Origin of the sequence: Thioalkalivibrio denitrificans, from assembly GCF_002000365.1 — a bacterium.
Taxonomy (GTDB): Bacteria; Pseudomonadota; Gammaproteobacteria; order Ectothiorhodospirales; family Ectothiorhodospiraceae; genus Thioalkalivibrio_A; species Thioalkalivibrio_A denitrificans.
The window spans coordinates 1-13872 of sequence record NZ_MVBK01000103.1 but is presented as its reverse complement, the minus strand read 5'-3'; the positions used below and the strand labels follow the sequence as shown (position 1 = coordinate 13872).

The 13872-nt window shown below is 65.1% G+C and carries 9 protein-coding genes and 1 pseudogene; 5 read left to right on the top strand and 5 right to left on the bottom strand.

Features of this window, described 5'->3' with window-relative positions; translation table 11 throughout:
- A pseudogene (locus tag B1C78_RS15125) lies at positions 1 to 706 on the bottom strand (serine/threonine protein kinase); the annotation flags it as partial.
- A gap of 582 nt (positions 707 to 1288) precedes the next feature.
- Here B1C78_RS15125 and B1C78_RS15120 point away from each other — a divergent pair.
- The 3 genes from B1C78_RS15120 to B1C78_RS15110 all read left to right on the top strand — a co-directional run bounded on the left by B1C78_RS15120 (position 1289) and on the right by B1C78_RS15110 (position 6539).
- Positions 1289 to 2260: a glutathione S-transferase family protein gene (locus B1C78_RS15120; protein ID WP_077280003.1), complete on the top strand. Its 972-nt coding sequence runs from the start codon at positions 1289 to 1291 to the stop codon at positions 2258 to 2260.
- An 83-nt stretch (positions 2261 to 2343) separates the two neighbouring features.
- Positions 2344 to 3426 carry an efflux RND transporter periplasmic adaptor subunit gene (locus B1C78_RS15115; protein ID WP_077280002.1) on the top strand — a complete coding sequence of 361 codons (1083 nt, stop codon included), beginning with the start codon at positions 2344 to 2346 and terminating at the stop codon, positions 3424 to 3426.
- Complete coding sequence (locus tag B1C78_RS15110) at positions 3423 to 6539, top strand: efflux RND transporter permease subunit (protein ID WP_077280001.1); 3117 nt, start codon at positions 3423 to 3425, stop codon at positions 6537 to 6539. Before B1C78_RS15115 ends, B1C78_RS15110 begins: the two co-directional genes overlap by 4 nt.
- Positions 6540 to 6653: 114 nt before the next feature.
- Here B1C78_RS15110 and msrB read toward each other — a convergent pair whose 3' ends face one another.
- The gene (msrB, locus tag B1C78_RS15105) at positions 6654 to 7070 is read right to left on the bottom strand and encodes a peptide-methionine (R)-S-oxide reductase MsrB (RefSeq protein ID WP_077280000.1); all 417 of its coding nucleotides are present in this window, start codon (positions 7068 to 7070) and stop codon (positions 6654 to 6656) included.
- A 432-nt stretch (positions 7071 to 7502) separates the two neighbouring features.
- Between msrB and B1C78_RS15100 the strand changes: the two genes are divergently transcribed.
- Entirely contained in the window at positions 7503 to 9671 is a 2169-nt protein-coding gene (locus tag B1C78_RS15100) for an HAD-IIB family hydrolase (protein WP_077279999.1), read from the top strand.
- 95 nt (positions 9672 to 9766) lie between these two features.
- On the opposite strand, the gene B1C78_RS15095 is transcribed toward B1C78_RS15100, so the two are convergent.
- The 3 genes from B1C78_RS15095 to B1C78_RS15085 form a co-directional block, all read right to left on the bottom strand.
- Positions 9767 to 9952, bottom strand: coding sequence for a hypothetical protein (locus B1C78_RS15095; RefSeq protein WP_077279998.1), 186 nt, complete (start codon positions 9950 to 9952; stop codon positions 9767 to 9769).
- A 7-nt stretch (positions 9953 to 9959) separates the two neighbouring features.
- Positions 9960 to 10280, bottom strand: coding sequence for a BolA family protein (locus tag B1C78_RS15090; protein ID WP_077279997.1), 321 nt, complete (start codon positions 10278 to 10280; stop codon positions 9960 to 9962).
- A 245-nt stretch (positions 10281 to 10525) separates the two neighbouring features.
- A complete protein-coding gene (locus B1C78_RS15085; protein WP_077279996.1) occupies positions 10526 to 10747 on the bottom strand; it encodes an acetyltransferase in 222 nt (73 codons plus the stop codon).
- Between the two features lie 201 nt (positions 10748 to 10948).
- On the opposite strand from B1C78_RS15085, the gene pepN reads away from it, so the two are divergent.
- Positions 10949 to 13765, top strand: coding sequence for an aminopeptidase N (gene pepN / locus B1C78_RS15080; protein WP_245795456.1), 2817 nt, complete (start codon positions 10949 to 10951; stop codon positions 13763 to 13765).
- Positions 13766 to 13872 lie beyond the last annotated feature (107 nt).

The window sequence follows — 13872 nt, the reverse complement described above, 5'->3', positions numbered from 1 at the left end:
CTGACCCGACCGCCCGGGCCCGGTGCAGCATCCGTTGCACTGCAGCCCCCGGTGCCGGAACTGGCCCGGGCGGTCGGGTCAGGAAGGCCAGCGAAGGATGCGCGTGCCACGTGACGAAACCCGGCGAGATGCGGCTGGCATGTCCGTCTGCGTCGGCGCCGGCGCCCGGGAAGGCAGGCAACACGATCCCTCCGTGACGGCGCAGGGCATCGGCGAGGCGTGCATCCCGGTCCAGGCGGCCAAGCCAGGCGGGTGTCGGTGCGCCCAGCGCCCCACGCCGGGACTCCAGGATCAGGGCCTGCATGTCGGGCGGGGACTGCCGCCGGTCCAGGGGTAGGTAGATGCCGGCGCGGTCCGCACCCTGGGCGCCCAGGGCGTCCACCCCGCGGGCAAGGAGGTCGTAATCCACTGGCGCAGGGCCTGTGTCCACGAAGGCGACCCGGGAGAGGTCTGTCTCGACAGGCATGAGCCGGGCGGCCAGGTCGTAGACAAAGGATTCCGCGCTGCGCGGCCACTGGGCATAGGACAGCCCGAGCAGCAGGATGATCACCCCCATGGCGATCAGTCGGCGTTGAACAGTGGGTCTGCGCAGCCACAACATGCCGCGCGAGCGCGGGCGGGGAGGCGGTTGCGAGCCCGGCACGATGTCACTGCGAATCGGCTCGGTGGCGCCGTTGCCGGTGTCCTGCCGGGGGTCGCGGATCACAGGCGCAGCCCCATCGGCCCGGCTGATGGCACGTGATGTCCCTTGCTCCGGCGTTGGTGACACGCCGGGATTGCGAATACCGCGGCTGACGGCTTGAGAATGGCGGCCAACTCCCCCGATCCCCCCTGTGCTCCCATGACCCGCCTTGCAAAGGCCCGGGCCGAGGCTGTCTTATGGTGTGTCTTGCGGATCGTTCAAATCGCCTACTGTGCCACATTATCGAATGCTTCTCCCGCCTCCGGCGTGCCGTTTGTCGATCCTGATCGGGGGATGGTCGGTTGAGGCGCGGATCCCTGGGTGCCTGCCAGCGCCCGGCGCCACGCTGTCTTGGGCAATTCGCGGGGCACGGTGGGCTGAACTCGGGCTGCGGCTTCCATGTCACAAAAAGGATGCACCTGTGCGGCGGCACCTTCCCGGCCGGGTGCTCACACTAGCCCGCATATCTGACCGCGATAGGACACCGGCGGGAACAGACTGTCATGCTGAGGTTGCCGACCATTTCAACGTATTCCACTTATGTTTCAGCCTGTTGCGCGCCAGCCGGTGTCCGACCGGTGAGATATGCGGGCTAGAGGTGCTTTCATGAGCCTGATGATCAAGGGGGCGTTGCGTAGCGACTGGTTGGAGTCGGAAACGCGCGATGGTGAGTTCGTGCGCAAGGACTCGCAGTTTCGTCACTGGATCACGCCTGACGGGTCTCCGGGGCCGACCGGTGAGGGCGGATTCGCCGCCGAGGCCGGGCGCTATCATCTGTACGTGTCCTGGGCATGCCCCTGGGCGCATCGCACGCTGATCTTCCGCAAACTCAAGGGCCTCGAAGACCTCATCAGTGTCTCGGTGGTCAATCCGTACATGCATGAGCCCGGGTGGAGTTTTGAACCCCACCCCGGTTCCACGCCCGACCATCTGCACGGCGCACGGTATATGCACGAGTTGTATGCCCGTGCGGACCCGAAGTACACCGGCATCGTCACGGTGCCGGTTCTCTGGGACCGACAGCGCGACACCATCGTCAACAACGAGTCCGCCGAGATCATCCGTATGTTCAACAGCGCCTTCGACGCGCTGACGGATCGCAGGGAGGACTATTACCCGGAGGCGTTGCGCGCCGAGATCGACTCGGTCAATGAACGCGTCTACGAGACGGTGAACAACGGGGTGTACCGCGCGGGATTCGCCACCACCCAGGCCGCTTACGACCGGGCATTCGATGCGCTGTTCGACTCCCTGGACTGGCTGGAGGCGCGCCTGGGCCGACAGCGGTATCTGGTGGGCGGACAGATCACCGAGGCGGACTGGCGCCTGTTCACCACACTGGTGCGGTTCGATGCGGTGTATTACAGCCATTTCAAATGCAACCGCCGCCGGCTGGTGGACTACCCGAACCTGTGGGAATTCGCCCGGGAACTCTACCAGGTGGAGGGCATCGCGGAGACGGTGCATCTGGAGCAGATCAAGACCCATTACTACGGCAGCCACGGGCAGCTCAACCCGTCGGGGATCATTCCCCGCGGACCCCTGCTGGACTTCGGGGCCCCGCACGGCCGGGGTTGATCCCGCCATCGGTGTGGCATCCCGGGCATCGCCCGTGTAACGTGCATGGCTTCGAGATTTGAGGCCCCGAGAGGAATAGAGGTGTGAAGAGTTTCCTTGCCCCCCTGGTGATGGTGGTCGCCATTGCCGCCGCGGTGTTCTTTGTCTACCAGTTCGAGCCGGGGAGTACGGAAACGGGGGCCGGCGGTAGCGGAGGGCCCACGCCGGTGGTGGTGGCGCCTGTCGGCACCGAGCGGTTCGTGACCACCCTGGAATCCCTGGGCACGGTGCGCTCCAATGAATCTGTGGACCTGGCGGCCAAGGTGACCGGTCGGGTGGAGTCGCTGGAATTCACCGACGGGCAGCAGGTGCGCCGGGGCGATCTGCTGGCACGCCTTGATACCGCCGAGGAGCGTGCCGAGTTGCGCGAGGCCGAGGTGCGCCTCGCGGAGCAGCGCCGCGAACTGGAGCGCATTCGGGGGCTGGTGGCCGAGCGTAACCTGCCTCGCCAGCGACTGGATGAACAGGAGTCCCGGCTGGCCGAGGCGGAGGCCCGGCTGGAGGCCGCCAGGGCACGCCTGGAGGACCGCGAAGTGCGCGCGCCGTTCAGCGGTGTACTGGGCCTGCGCAGGGTGAGCGTCGGGGCGCTGGTCAGTCCGGGCACGCTGATCACCACCCTGGACGATATCAGCGTGGTAAAACTGGATTTCACGGTGCCCGAGACCTTCCTCCCCGGCGTGGCGCAGGGGCAGGAGATCACGGGTCGCAGCGCCGCCTATCCCGGACAGGATTTCACGGGGCAGGTCACTTCCATCGACTCGCGTATCGATCCGGGCACCCGGGCGGGTATCGTGCGGGCCGAGATTCCCAACCCCGACGGACGACTGCGGCCGGGCATGCTGCTCACCGTGCGTCTCTTCCAGAATCCCTCCGAATCGTTGTCCATACCCGAAAGCGCGCTGGTCCCCATCCGCGACGAGCAGTACGTGTTCGTGCTCGATGGGGAGGACCGGGTGGAGCGTGTACGCGTGGTCACCGGGCGCAGGGCCCCGGGGCGCGTCGAGGTGCTTGAGGGGCTGGAGGACGGCATGCAGGTGGTGGTCGAGGGCACGCACCGCATCCGAAACGGTGCCCGCGTGGAGGCCCGCCTGCGTGAGGCCTCGGCCGGCCGGGACGGGGCATCATGATCATCTCGGATCTGGCCAACCGGCGACCGGTATTCGCCAGCGTTCTCAGCCTGCTGCTGGTGGCCTTCGGCGTCATCTCCTTTGATCGCCTGCCGCTTCGCGAGTATCCGGACATCAACCCGCCTGTAGTCACCATTCTGACCGCCTACCCGGGTGCCAATGCCGCCATCGTGGAGACCCAGATCACCCAACTCGTGGAAGACCGGGTGAGCGGCATCGAAGGCATCAAGTGGATCCAGTCAGACAGCTCAGACGGGGTGTCGATGATCACGATGGAGTTCGACGTCAACCGCGACGTCGATGCTGCGGCCAATGATGTGCGCGAGGCGGTCTCAAGGGTGATCAACCAGATCCCGGACGAGGCGGATCCGCCCATGGTGTTCAAGGCGGACACCAACGCCGATCCCATCATGTGGCTCAATCTCTCCAGTACACGGCTCGGCCGCATGGAGCTGACCGACTACGCCGAGCGCTACCTGGTGGACAGCCTGTCGGTGGTCGAGGGCGTGGCCCTGGTGCGGGTGGGCGGCGCGCTCACCTACTCCATGCGCATCTGGCTGGATCGCGAGGCACTGGCCGCGCGCCGGCTGACTGTCGAGGACGTGGAGCTGGCCCTGCTGCGCGAGAACGTGGAGCTGCCCGCCGGGCGTGTGGAATCCGTGGAGCGCGAGTTCAACGTGCGCGTCGCCCGGGCTTACAGCACGCCCGATGATTTTGCCCGGCTGGTGGTGCGCCGGGGTGGCGACGGGCACCTCACTCGCCTGGGCGAGGTGGCGCGGGTGGAGATCGGGCCTGCCGACGAGCGTACCGAGTTGCGTGGCAACGGGGAGTCCATGGTCGGGCTCGGCATCATCCAGCAGTCCACCGCCAACACCCTGGCGACGGCGCGTGCGGTCAAGGAACAGGTGGAACGCCTGCGCCCGACGCTGCCGGACGGCGTCATGCTCAACATGAGCTACGACACCTCCGTGTTCATCGAGGGCGCAATCAAGGAGGTGTTCATCACCCTGTTCATCGCCATGTCCGTGGTGATCCTGGTCATCTACCTGTTCCTGGGCAATGTGCGGGCCATGCTGGTCCCGGCGGTGACCGTGCCCGTGTCACTGACGGCCGCATTCATCGCCCTGTACGCACTGGGGTTCTCGGTCAACCTGCTCACGCTGCTGGCCCTGATTCTCGCCATCGGGCTGGTGGTGGACGATGCCATCGTGGTGCTGGAGAACATCCACCGGCGCATTCAGCAGGGCGAGCCGCCGTTGCTGGCGGCCTACCGCGGGGCACGCCAGGTGGGCTTTGCCGTGGTGGCCACCACGCTGGTGCTGATCGCGGTGTTCGTGCCGCTGGCCTTCCTGCAGGGGAACATCGGACGGCTGTTTACGGAGTTCGCCCTGGCCATGGCGGCGGCGGTGGCCTTCTCCAGTATCGTGGCCCTGACACTCTCACCGGTGATGTGTGCCCGCCTGATCCGACGCGACAATCAGGACACGGGGCTGAGTCATCTGGTGGGTACCGGGTTCGACCGGCTGGGGAACTTCTATTCCCGGCTTCTCGAGGGCGTGCTCAGGGTGCCGCTGGCAACGGGTCTCGTGCTCGTGGGCCTGTTCACCGCCATCGCGGTGCTGATCCAGATGATCCCCAATGAATATGCGCCACGCGAGGACCGCGGGGCGTTCTTCGTGTTCGCGACGGCGCCCGAGGGGACCAGCTACGAGACCATGACCGGGCACATGCGCGATGTGGAGGCGCAGTTGCTGCCGCTGCTGGATTCCGGCGAGGCGATCCGGGTTCTGGCACGCACGCCCCGAAGCTTTGCCAACAGCGAGGTGGTCAATACCGGCATCGGCATCGTCGTGCTGGAACACTGGGACCGCCGGGAACGTTCCGGTACCGAGATCATGGCCGCGCTTCAACCCGGGCTTTCGGACATTCCCGGTGTGCGTGTCCATACGGTCATGCGCCAGGGGCTGGGCGGCCGGCGCGTGGGGCAGCCGGTGCAGTTCGTGATCGGCGGCCCGGATTACGACGAACTGGCTGAATGGCGCGACCGGATCATTCAGCGCGCGTCCGAGAATCCCGGCCTGAGCAACCTGGACTCGGATTATCGCGAGACGAAGCCGCAACTGATGGTGACCATCGACAAGGACCGGGCGGCGGACGTGGGCGTTTCGGTGGAAGCCATCGGGCGCACCCTGGAGACCATCCTGGCGTCGCGACGTGTCACCACCTATATCGACCGCGGCGAGGAGTACGACGTGATTCTGGAGGGTGAGCGCGCACAACGGCGCTCACCCGAGGACATCACCAACATCTACGTGCGCTCCCAACGCAGCGGGGAGCTGATTCCGCTGTCCAACCTGGTGAGCTTCGTGGAGCAGGCGGATGCGGCGAGTCTCAACCGCTACAACCGCATGCGCGCGATCACGATCACCTCGGGCCTGGCGGACGGCTACACGCTGGGTGAAGCGCTGGAGTACCTGGAGGACATTGCCGCGGACCTTCTGCCCGAGACCGCGCGCATCGACTACAAGGGCGAATCGCTGGAGTACCGCGAGGCGGGCGGGGCGGTGGTCTTCGTCTTTGCTTTGGCTCTACTGGTGGTGTTCCTGGTGCTGGCGGCCCAGTTCGAGAGTTTCATTCACCCGCTGGTGATCATGCTCACGGTGCCGCTGGCCATTGCCGGTGCCCTGTTGGGGCTGTACCTGACCGGGCAGACGCTCAACATCTTCAGCCAGATCGGCATCGTCATGCTCATCGGGCTCGCCGCCAAGAACGGCATCCTGATCGTGGAGTTCGCCAACCAGCTGCGCGACAAGGGACTGGAATTCCACGAGGCGCTGACGAACGCCGCCCGGCTCCGTCTGCGCCCGGTGCTGATGACCGCCATGACCACGGTCATGGGCACACTGCCGCTGATCCTCGCCAGCGGCCCCGGCTCGGAAAGCCGCTTCGTGATCGGGACCGTGGTATTTTCCGGGGTGCTGTTTGCCACCTTCTTCACGCTGTTCGTGGTGCCGGTGGCCTACCAGACCCTGGCGCGCTACAGCGGATCGCCGGGCGAGACCGCCCGGCGCATCAGGGAACTGGAGGGGGAGCACGGGGAAGCCAGGATTTGATTCGAAATTTGAGGTTCAAGATTCAAAATTCAAGATTCAAAGGTTGAAACAGCGCGACCCGTGACGCCCCTTGAATCTTGAATCTTGAACCTCGAATTTCTGCCCCGCCCCCTGTCACTCTTCCGAGGCCGGATGGAAATTCAGGGATGCGGAGTTGATGCAGTAGCGCAGCCCCGTGGGCGGCGGACCGTCGTTGAAGACATGGCCCAGGTGGGCATCGCAACGGGCGCACCGTACCTCCTCCCGGACCATTCCCTGGCTCAGGTCCCGGTGCACCGATACGGACCCGGGCGAGACCGGTTCCTGGTAGCTGGGCCAGCCCGTGCCCGAGTCGAACTTGCGCGCGGAGCTGAACAGCGGCGCATCGCAACAGGCGCAGTGATACATCCCCTGTTCGTGATGATCGTAGTACCGCCCGCTGAACGGCGGCTCGGTACCGGCCTTGCGTGTCACGCGATAGGTCTCGGGATCCAGGCGCTCGCGCCACTCCTCGTCGGAGTAACCTGCCGTTTCGTGTTTCGGATCGCTCATAAGCCAGGTTGCCTCATGTTCGGGCCCGGATACTTCACCAAGGCTGTATCCCCATGCCGCGTTGTAACCCCTTGCACGGAGCGACGCCTCACCACGGACTGTAGTCTCTGTGCAGCTACCTGCAACAATTGCTTGGCCGGGATTTGCTTGCGTGGGCTCAGTCCCCGTGTCGCCCCCGGACCATGCTCCTCCGTGCCCTCCCGTCCCCGATCCGTTACCATATTGACGAAACAGCCAGTCGTGAGTTCATGTTGCCAGGGAGATCGGCGTGACCGACCCCGTTTACTCGCTTGATCATCGTTCGTGCCTGGGATCTGAGCAACTGCCTGCCCGGCCCGCCGCAGCGAATATGCTGGAGACGTGCGGCCGCGACCGCGGTCCGCGTCCAGCCTCCAGGTCCTCCCTCTGTGCACCGCGGCCGGAGGTCGGGGCATGAAGAAGACCACCAGCAAGGCCCGCCGAGGGGAGGGCCTGTACATCGTTCTGATCAGCGTGCACGGACTGATTCGCGGCGAGAATCTGGAGCTGGGCCGCGACGCGGATACGGGCGGACAGACCAAGTACGTGGTGGAACTGGCCCGTGCGCTGGCGGCCAACCCGGAGGTGGGGCGGGTGGACCTCATGACCCGCCAGATCTTCGACGCGAAGGTCTCTGATGACTACGCCGAACCCGAGGAGCCGCTGGGCAGCAATGCCTGGATCATTCGTCTGCCTACCGGGCCGCGCCGCTACCTGCGCAAGGAAACCCTCTGGCCCTACCTGGACTGTTTCGCCGACAACGCGCTGGGGCACATCCGCCGGGTGGGACTCCGGCCCGACGTCATTCATAGCCACTATGCGGACGCAGGTTTTGTAGGCACCCGCCTCGCCAACCTGCTGGGCGTGCCGCTGGTGCATACCGGCCATTCCCTGGGTCGCGTCAAGCGCGAGCGCCTGTTGGCCAAGGGCCTCAAGGAAGAGGACATCGAGTCACGCTACAACATGTCGCGGCGCATCGAGGCCGAGGAGGAGACCCTGGCCAACGCCTACATGGTGGTGGCCAGCACCCAGCAGGAGGTGGAAGAGCAGTACGCGCTCTACGACCACTACCGCCCGGAGCGCATGGTGGTGGTGCCTCCGGGGACGGATCTCGGCCGGTTCTCGCCGCCCAGGCCCAGGGACCGCCGCCCGGGCGTTTTCAATCAACTGGCGCGCTTTCTGAAGCATCCCGAGCGGCCCATGGTGCTGGCCCTTTCGCGCCCGGACGAGCGCAAGAACATTCCCACCCTGATTTCGGCGTTCGCCCGCCACGAGAAGCTGCGCGAGCAGGCCAACCTGGTGATCGTGGCCGGCAACCGGGACAACATCCGGGATCTGGACAAGGGTTCCCGGGACGTGCTCACCGAAGTGCTGATGCGCATCGACGAGCACGATCTCTACGGACAGGCGGCCTATCCCAAGCACCACACGGCGGACCAGGTGCCGGATTTCTACCGCATGGTCACGCGTACCCGTGGCGTGTTCGTCAACCCGGCCCTCACGGAACCCTTCGGCCTGACGCTCATCGAGGCGGCCGCCTGCGGCGCGCCCATTGTCGCCACCAACGACGGCGGACCCCGGGACATCCTGCGCCACTGCGCCAACGGCATCCTTGTGGACCCGCTGGACGAGAAGGCCATGGGAGAGGCCATCTGGAAGATCATCAGCGACAAGGACCGCTGGAAGCGCTACTCCGAGGATGGGCTGAAGGGCGTGCGCCGGCATTACGCCTGGGAGGGCCATGCCGAGAAATACGTCCGCAAGGTCAAGAGTCTGCGCAAGGAGGCGAGCCGTGTGCGCCGAGGTCAGCAGCGCCTCTCCGGCAAATTGGCCCAGGCGGACCGCGCCATCATCTCGGATATCGACAACACCCTGTTGGGCGACCGCAACAGCCTGCGGGGTCTCGTGCAACGGCTCAAGGACGAGGGCAGCGGCGTGGCCTTCGGGGTGGCCACGGGCCGGCGCCTGGAATCGGCGCTGCAGGTGCTCAAGGAGTGGGGCGTGCCCACCCCGGACCTGCTGATCACGTCGGTGGGTTCCGAGATCCACTACGGGCCTGAGATCACGCCCGATCAGGGCTGGTCAAGACATATCGATCATCGCTGGGAACGGGACGCGCTGCAGCAACACCTGCTGGATCTGCCCGGTATCGAGCTGCAGCCCCAGGTGGACCAGCGTCCCCACAAGCTGAGTTTCTTCGTGGATCCCGACAAGGCGCCCTCCATCGAGGAGGTCGAGCGCCTGCTCCACCAGGAGGACCTGCACGCCAACATCATCTATTCCCACGACCGATTCCTGGATCTCCTGCCCGCTCGGGCCTCGAAGGGCTTCGCGGTGCGCTACCTGGCCGACAAGTGGGGCATCTCCCTGGAGCGTATCCTGGTGGCAGGGGATTCGGGCAACGACGAGGACATGCTGCGCGGCAGCACCCTGGGCGTCGTGGTGGGCAACCACCACCCGGAACTGCGCCGCCTGAAGGGCTTCCAGCGCATCTATTTCGCCGATGCCGGCCACGCGGCGGGCATCAGCGAGGGACTGGACTATTTTGATTTCTTCGGCTCGTGCAGTGTGCCGGACGAGTGAAAGGAAATTCAATATTCAAGATTCAAAATTCAAGGGTCAAAGCAGGTGGGGTTCCTTTGAATCTTGAATCTTGAATCTTGAATATTGGATTTCCTTTAGTTCCCCCTGATACGCATTTCGCCGCAGCGGGTACAACGGAGCACCGTCACCAGGCGGCCCTGCTTGACGTCGAACTGGTTGTCCTTGATCACTTCCCACTTGTGAAAGTTTGAGCGGCACAGGGTCTTGCCCCGGTGTTTTTCCGAGGGCTTTGGCCGCTTGAAGCGGACCACGTCGCCCATGGCAGGATCAGCCGTCCGACTTGGAGCCGCCCATGCAGGGTGGCGAGTCGGGGACCTTCCCGGCGCGCTCGAACCACTCGTCCGGGGTCAGTGTGTGCAGGGCCAGGGCGTGGATACGCCCGTTCAGTTCCTCGGCCAGTACCTGGTTCACCTTGCGGTGTCGTCCGACCAGGCGTTCGCCGCTGAACGCGTCACTGGCGATGGTGACCTTGAAATGGGACTCGGAGCCGGGCGGCACGTTGTGGTTGCCGCTCTCGTTGACCACCTCCAGGTGGACGGGATCAAAGGCCTCGCGCAGCTTGCGTTCGATGTCTGTCTGGATATTCATGGTTGCGGGATACCTGATGGTTTTCACGGAACTGAAAACAATCGACAGGATGAACAGGATTGTTGAGGATTAACAGGATTGGAACACAGGTTTTGACGTTTCAAGGATTGAATCCTGCCCATCCTGAAAAATCCTGTTCATCCTGTCCAGGTACTTTTTTCACGTCTCTCCGGCAGAAGTTTCTTCGGAGGCCCATCTTCCCCGCAGCCCGCCGCGGTTTCAAGCACACGGCCCGCGGGATTGTGTCAGCGGGGCAGCTCGTTGTCCCGGTAGTGCACGTCGAGCCAGCAACGGGGCAGGGGTTCGCCCGACGGGAAGATGATGTCGGACTTCTTGAACTGCTCGGGGTCGGGCAGGTCTTCGCCCCAGTTGTAACGGCCCTTGAATTGCGACTTCACCGGGTCCATCAGGTCGTCTCTGTCTATCACTTCAACGAGGTGGCCGTTGTTGCGGTCTTTGACGAACATGGTGGCCTCCAGTCGGTATCTTGCGCTTATCCATGAGTATGGTGGCTGCCGGCGCGTTTTCAACACCGCCGCAGTGAGAACCCGCTCGAATATTCACGGTCTCAAGGGGATTGTCTGCTGGTCACCACGACGCCGACGGGGCTATAGTGGATTCACGTGCATCGCGATCGACATCATTACCTTGCGAACAGATCCTCCCTCATGAAAGACGCCACTCCCCGCGCGGTTTTTCTCAAGGACTACACGCCGCCCGCCTGGCGGGTGTTGCGCGTGGATCTGGATTTCCGCCTGGGCCCGGAACGTACGCGGGTGCGTTCACGTCTGTCTCTAGCCCGCATATCTCACCACCCTTCTACTGCGGCCGCCGATCTGCGCGCTGTGACGGGGCGTGCTCCCTCCAGCCGGCTTGACGTAGTGTCGGCTACGCCTGCGCCGTCTTCCGGTCCGCGCGCCCCGTCACAGCGGCATCTCGACGCCCTCGTGACGAACGGTGGTGAGATATGCGGGCTAGACCGCCGGGCCGGATCGGATCAGCCGTTGGTGCTCTACGGACAGGATCTCGCGCTGCTGGCGATCGCGGTGGACGGCAGGGCGTTGCCCCGGGGCGCGTGGCGCCAGGAGGGCGAGCAGCTCTGGATCGAGGGTCTGCCGTCGCCCTGCGAGTTGACGGTGGAAACGGAGATCCGCCCCTCGGAGAACACGGCGCTTGAGGGGCTGTATGTGTCCGGCGGCAATTTCTGCACCCAGTGCGAGGCGGAGGGGTTTCGCCGCATCACGTGGTTCCCGGACCGTCCCGATGTCATGGCGCAGTACACCGTGCGCATGGAAGCGGACAAGGCCGCCTTCCCGGTCCTGCTGTCCAACGGCAATCTGACGGAGAAGGGGGATCTGCCCGAGGGCCGCCACTACGCCGTGTGGCACGACCCCTTTCCCAAGCCCAGCTACCTGTTCGCGCTGGTGGCGGGGGACCTGGCCTGTCAGGAGGATCGCTTCGTCACCCGCTCGGGCCGGGAGGTGGCGCTGCGCATCTACGTGCAACACCACAATCTGGACAAGTGCGGGCATGCCATGCGCTCGCTCAAGAAGGCCATGCGCTGGGACGAGGACACCTTCGGGCGTGAATACGATCTGGACGTGTACATGATCGTGGCCGTGGACGACTTCAACATGGGCGCCATGGAGAACAAGGGGCTCAATATCTTCAATTCCAAGTACGTGCTGGCCCGCCCTGACACCGCCACCGACGAGGACTTCGTGGCCATCGAGAGCGTCATCGCTCACGAGTATTTCCACAATTGGTCGGGTAACCGGGTGACCTGCCGGGACTGGTTCCAGCTCTCGCTCAAGGAGGGCCTCACGGTCTACCGTGATCAGGAATTCACCGCCGACCAGAGCCTGCGTACGGTCAAGCGCATCGACGACGTGCAGCGCCTGCGCAGTCTGCAGTTTCCGGAGGACGCGGGTCCCATGGCGCATCCCGTGCGTCCCCAGTCCTACATGGAGATCAACAACTTCTACACCATGACCGTGTACGAGAAGGGTGCGGAGGTGGTGCGCATGATCCGCACCCTGCTCGGACGCGAGGGCTTTCGCCGAGGGCTCGATCTCTATTTCGAGCGCCATGACGGCCAGGCGGTGACCACGGACGATTTCGTTTCCGCCATGGAGGACGCGTCGGCCCGCGACCTGACCCAGTTTCGCCGCTGGTACGACCAGGCGGGCACCCCGGTCCTGGATGTCAGCGGCGAGTACGACGCCGAGGGCCGGCGCTGCCGGCTGACGGTGCGTCAGTCGTGTCCGTCCACGCCCGGACAGAAGGAGAAGCTGCCCCTGCATATCCCGCTGGCGGTGGCGCTGCTGGACAGCCGGGGTCGCGAGATCCCGCTCAGGCTGGAGGGCGAGAAGGCGGCTTCTGGCGGGTCGCGCGTGCTGGAGCTCACGGCACCTGATCACGTCTTCGTGTTCGAGGATGTGTACGAGGCGCCGGTCCCGTCCCTGCTTCGGGACTTCTCCGCGCCCGTGACCCTGCGTTATCCGTACACCGACGAGGAACTGGCGTTTCTCATGGCGTCGGACACTGATGAGTTCAACCGCTGGGAGGCCGGCCAGCAATACGCGGTGCGCGTGCTGCTCAGGCTGGTGGCGGATGTGCAGGCGAACCGCCCCCTGGTCATGGACGAAGGTTTCATTGCGGCCGCCGGCCGGGTGCTGGAAAACCGGGATCTGGACCCGGCCCTGGTGGCCGAGGCGCTGGGCCTGCCCGGGGAAAGCTATCTGGCGGATCAGATGAAGGTGGTGGACGTGGATGCGATCCACGCCGCGCGCCAGTTTGCCCGGCAATCACTGGGCAGAGCCCTGGGTGCGCAATGGCAGGCCCTCTATGAGCGCCACGGCCGGACCGACGCGTCAAGCCTGGACGCCACGGTCATGGGCAGCCGTCGTCTCGCCAACCTGGCGCTGGCCTACCTGGTGATGGGGGACCCGGCCACAGGGCGTGCCCTGGCGCACCGTCAGTTCCTTGGAGCCCGCAACATGACGGAGACCATGGGCGCCCTGCGTGCACTCATGGATTGCGCCTGTGAGGAACTGGAGTCGGCGCTGGCCGCGTTCGAGTCACGCTGGAGGGATGAGCCGCTGGTGCTGGACAAGTGGTTCAGCCTGCAGGCCGCCTCCAGCGTGCCCGGCGCCCTGGAGCGGGTGCGTCGGCTCATGAGTCACCCCGGGTTCAATATTCGCAATCCCAACAGGGTGCGGGCGCTCATCGGCGCGTTCGTCGCCGCGAACCCGGTGCATTTCCATGCCGCCGACGGCTCCGGCTACGAATTTCTCGCCGAGCAGGTGCTCACCCTGGATCCCATGAATCCGCAGGTGGCCGCCCGGCTGGTCAAGGCGCTGAGCCGGTGGCGGCGTTTCGACAGGACCCGCCAGGCGGCCATGCGATCGTCGCTGGAACGGATCGTGGCAATCGAGGGCCTGTCCCGGGACGTCTACGAGATCGCAAGCCGCAGCCTTGAATAGGGTCATCGGACTGCGATGCCCACTCGATCCGAACGGGTCGGGAGGGCGCAAGCGCCGACAGTCCAGGATCATGCGGGCTGCGTGCACCGCGGTTTCAGGGCGTTCGG

What these genes read in the sequence shown, in the direction of transcription:
- B1C78_RS15085 (WP_077279996.1), bottom strand. Translation starts at nt 10,747, where the DNA reads ATGTTCGTCAAAGACCGCAACAACGGCCACCTCGTTGAAGTGATAGAC.
- pepN (WP_245795456.1), top strand. Translation starts at nt 10,949, where the DNA reads ATGAAAGACGCCACTCCCCGCGCGGTTTTTCTCAAGGACTACACGCCG.
- msrB (WP_077280000.1), bottom strand. Translation starts at nt 7,070, where the DNA reads ATGAGCGATCCGAAACACGAAACGGCAGGTTACTCCGACGAGGAGTGG.
- B1C78_RS15100 (WP_077279999.1), top strand. Translation starts at nt 7,503, where the DNA reads ATGAAGAAGACCACCAGCAAGGCCCGCCGAGGGGAGGGCCTGTACATC.
- B1C78_RS15090 (WP_077279997.1), bottom strand. Translation starts at nt 10,280, where the DNA reads ATGAATATCCAGACAGACATCGAACGCAAGCTGCGCGAGGCCTTTGAT.
- B1C78_RS15110 (WP_077280001.1), top strand. Translation starts at nt 3,423, where the DNA reads ATGATCATCTCGGATCTGGCCAACCGGCGACCGGTATTCGCCAGCGTT.
- B1C78_RS15095 (WP_077279998.1), bottom strand. Translation starts at nt 9,952, where the DNA reads ATGGGCGACGTGGTCCGCTTCAAGCGGCCAAAGCCCTCGGAAAAACAC.
- B1C78_RS15120 (WP_077280003.1), top strand. Translation starts at nt 1,289, where the DNA reads ATGAGCCTGATGATCAAGGGGGCGTTGCGTAGCGACTGGTTGGAGTCG.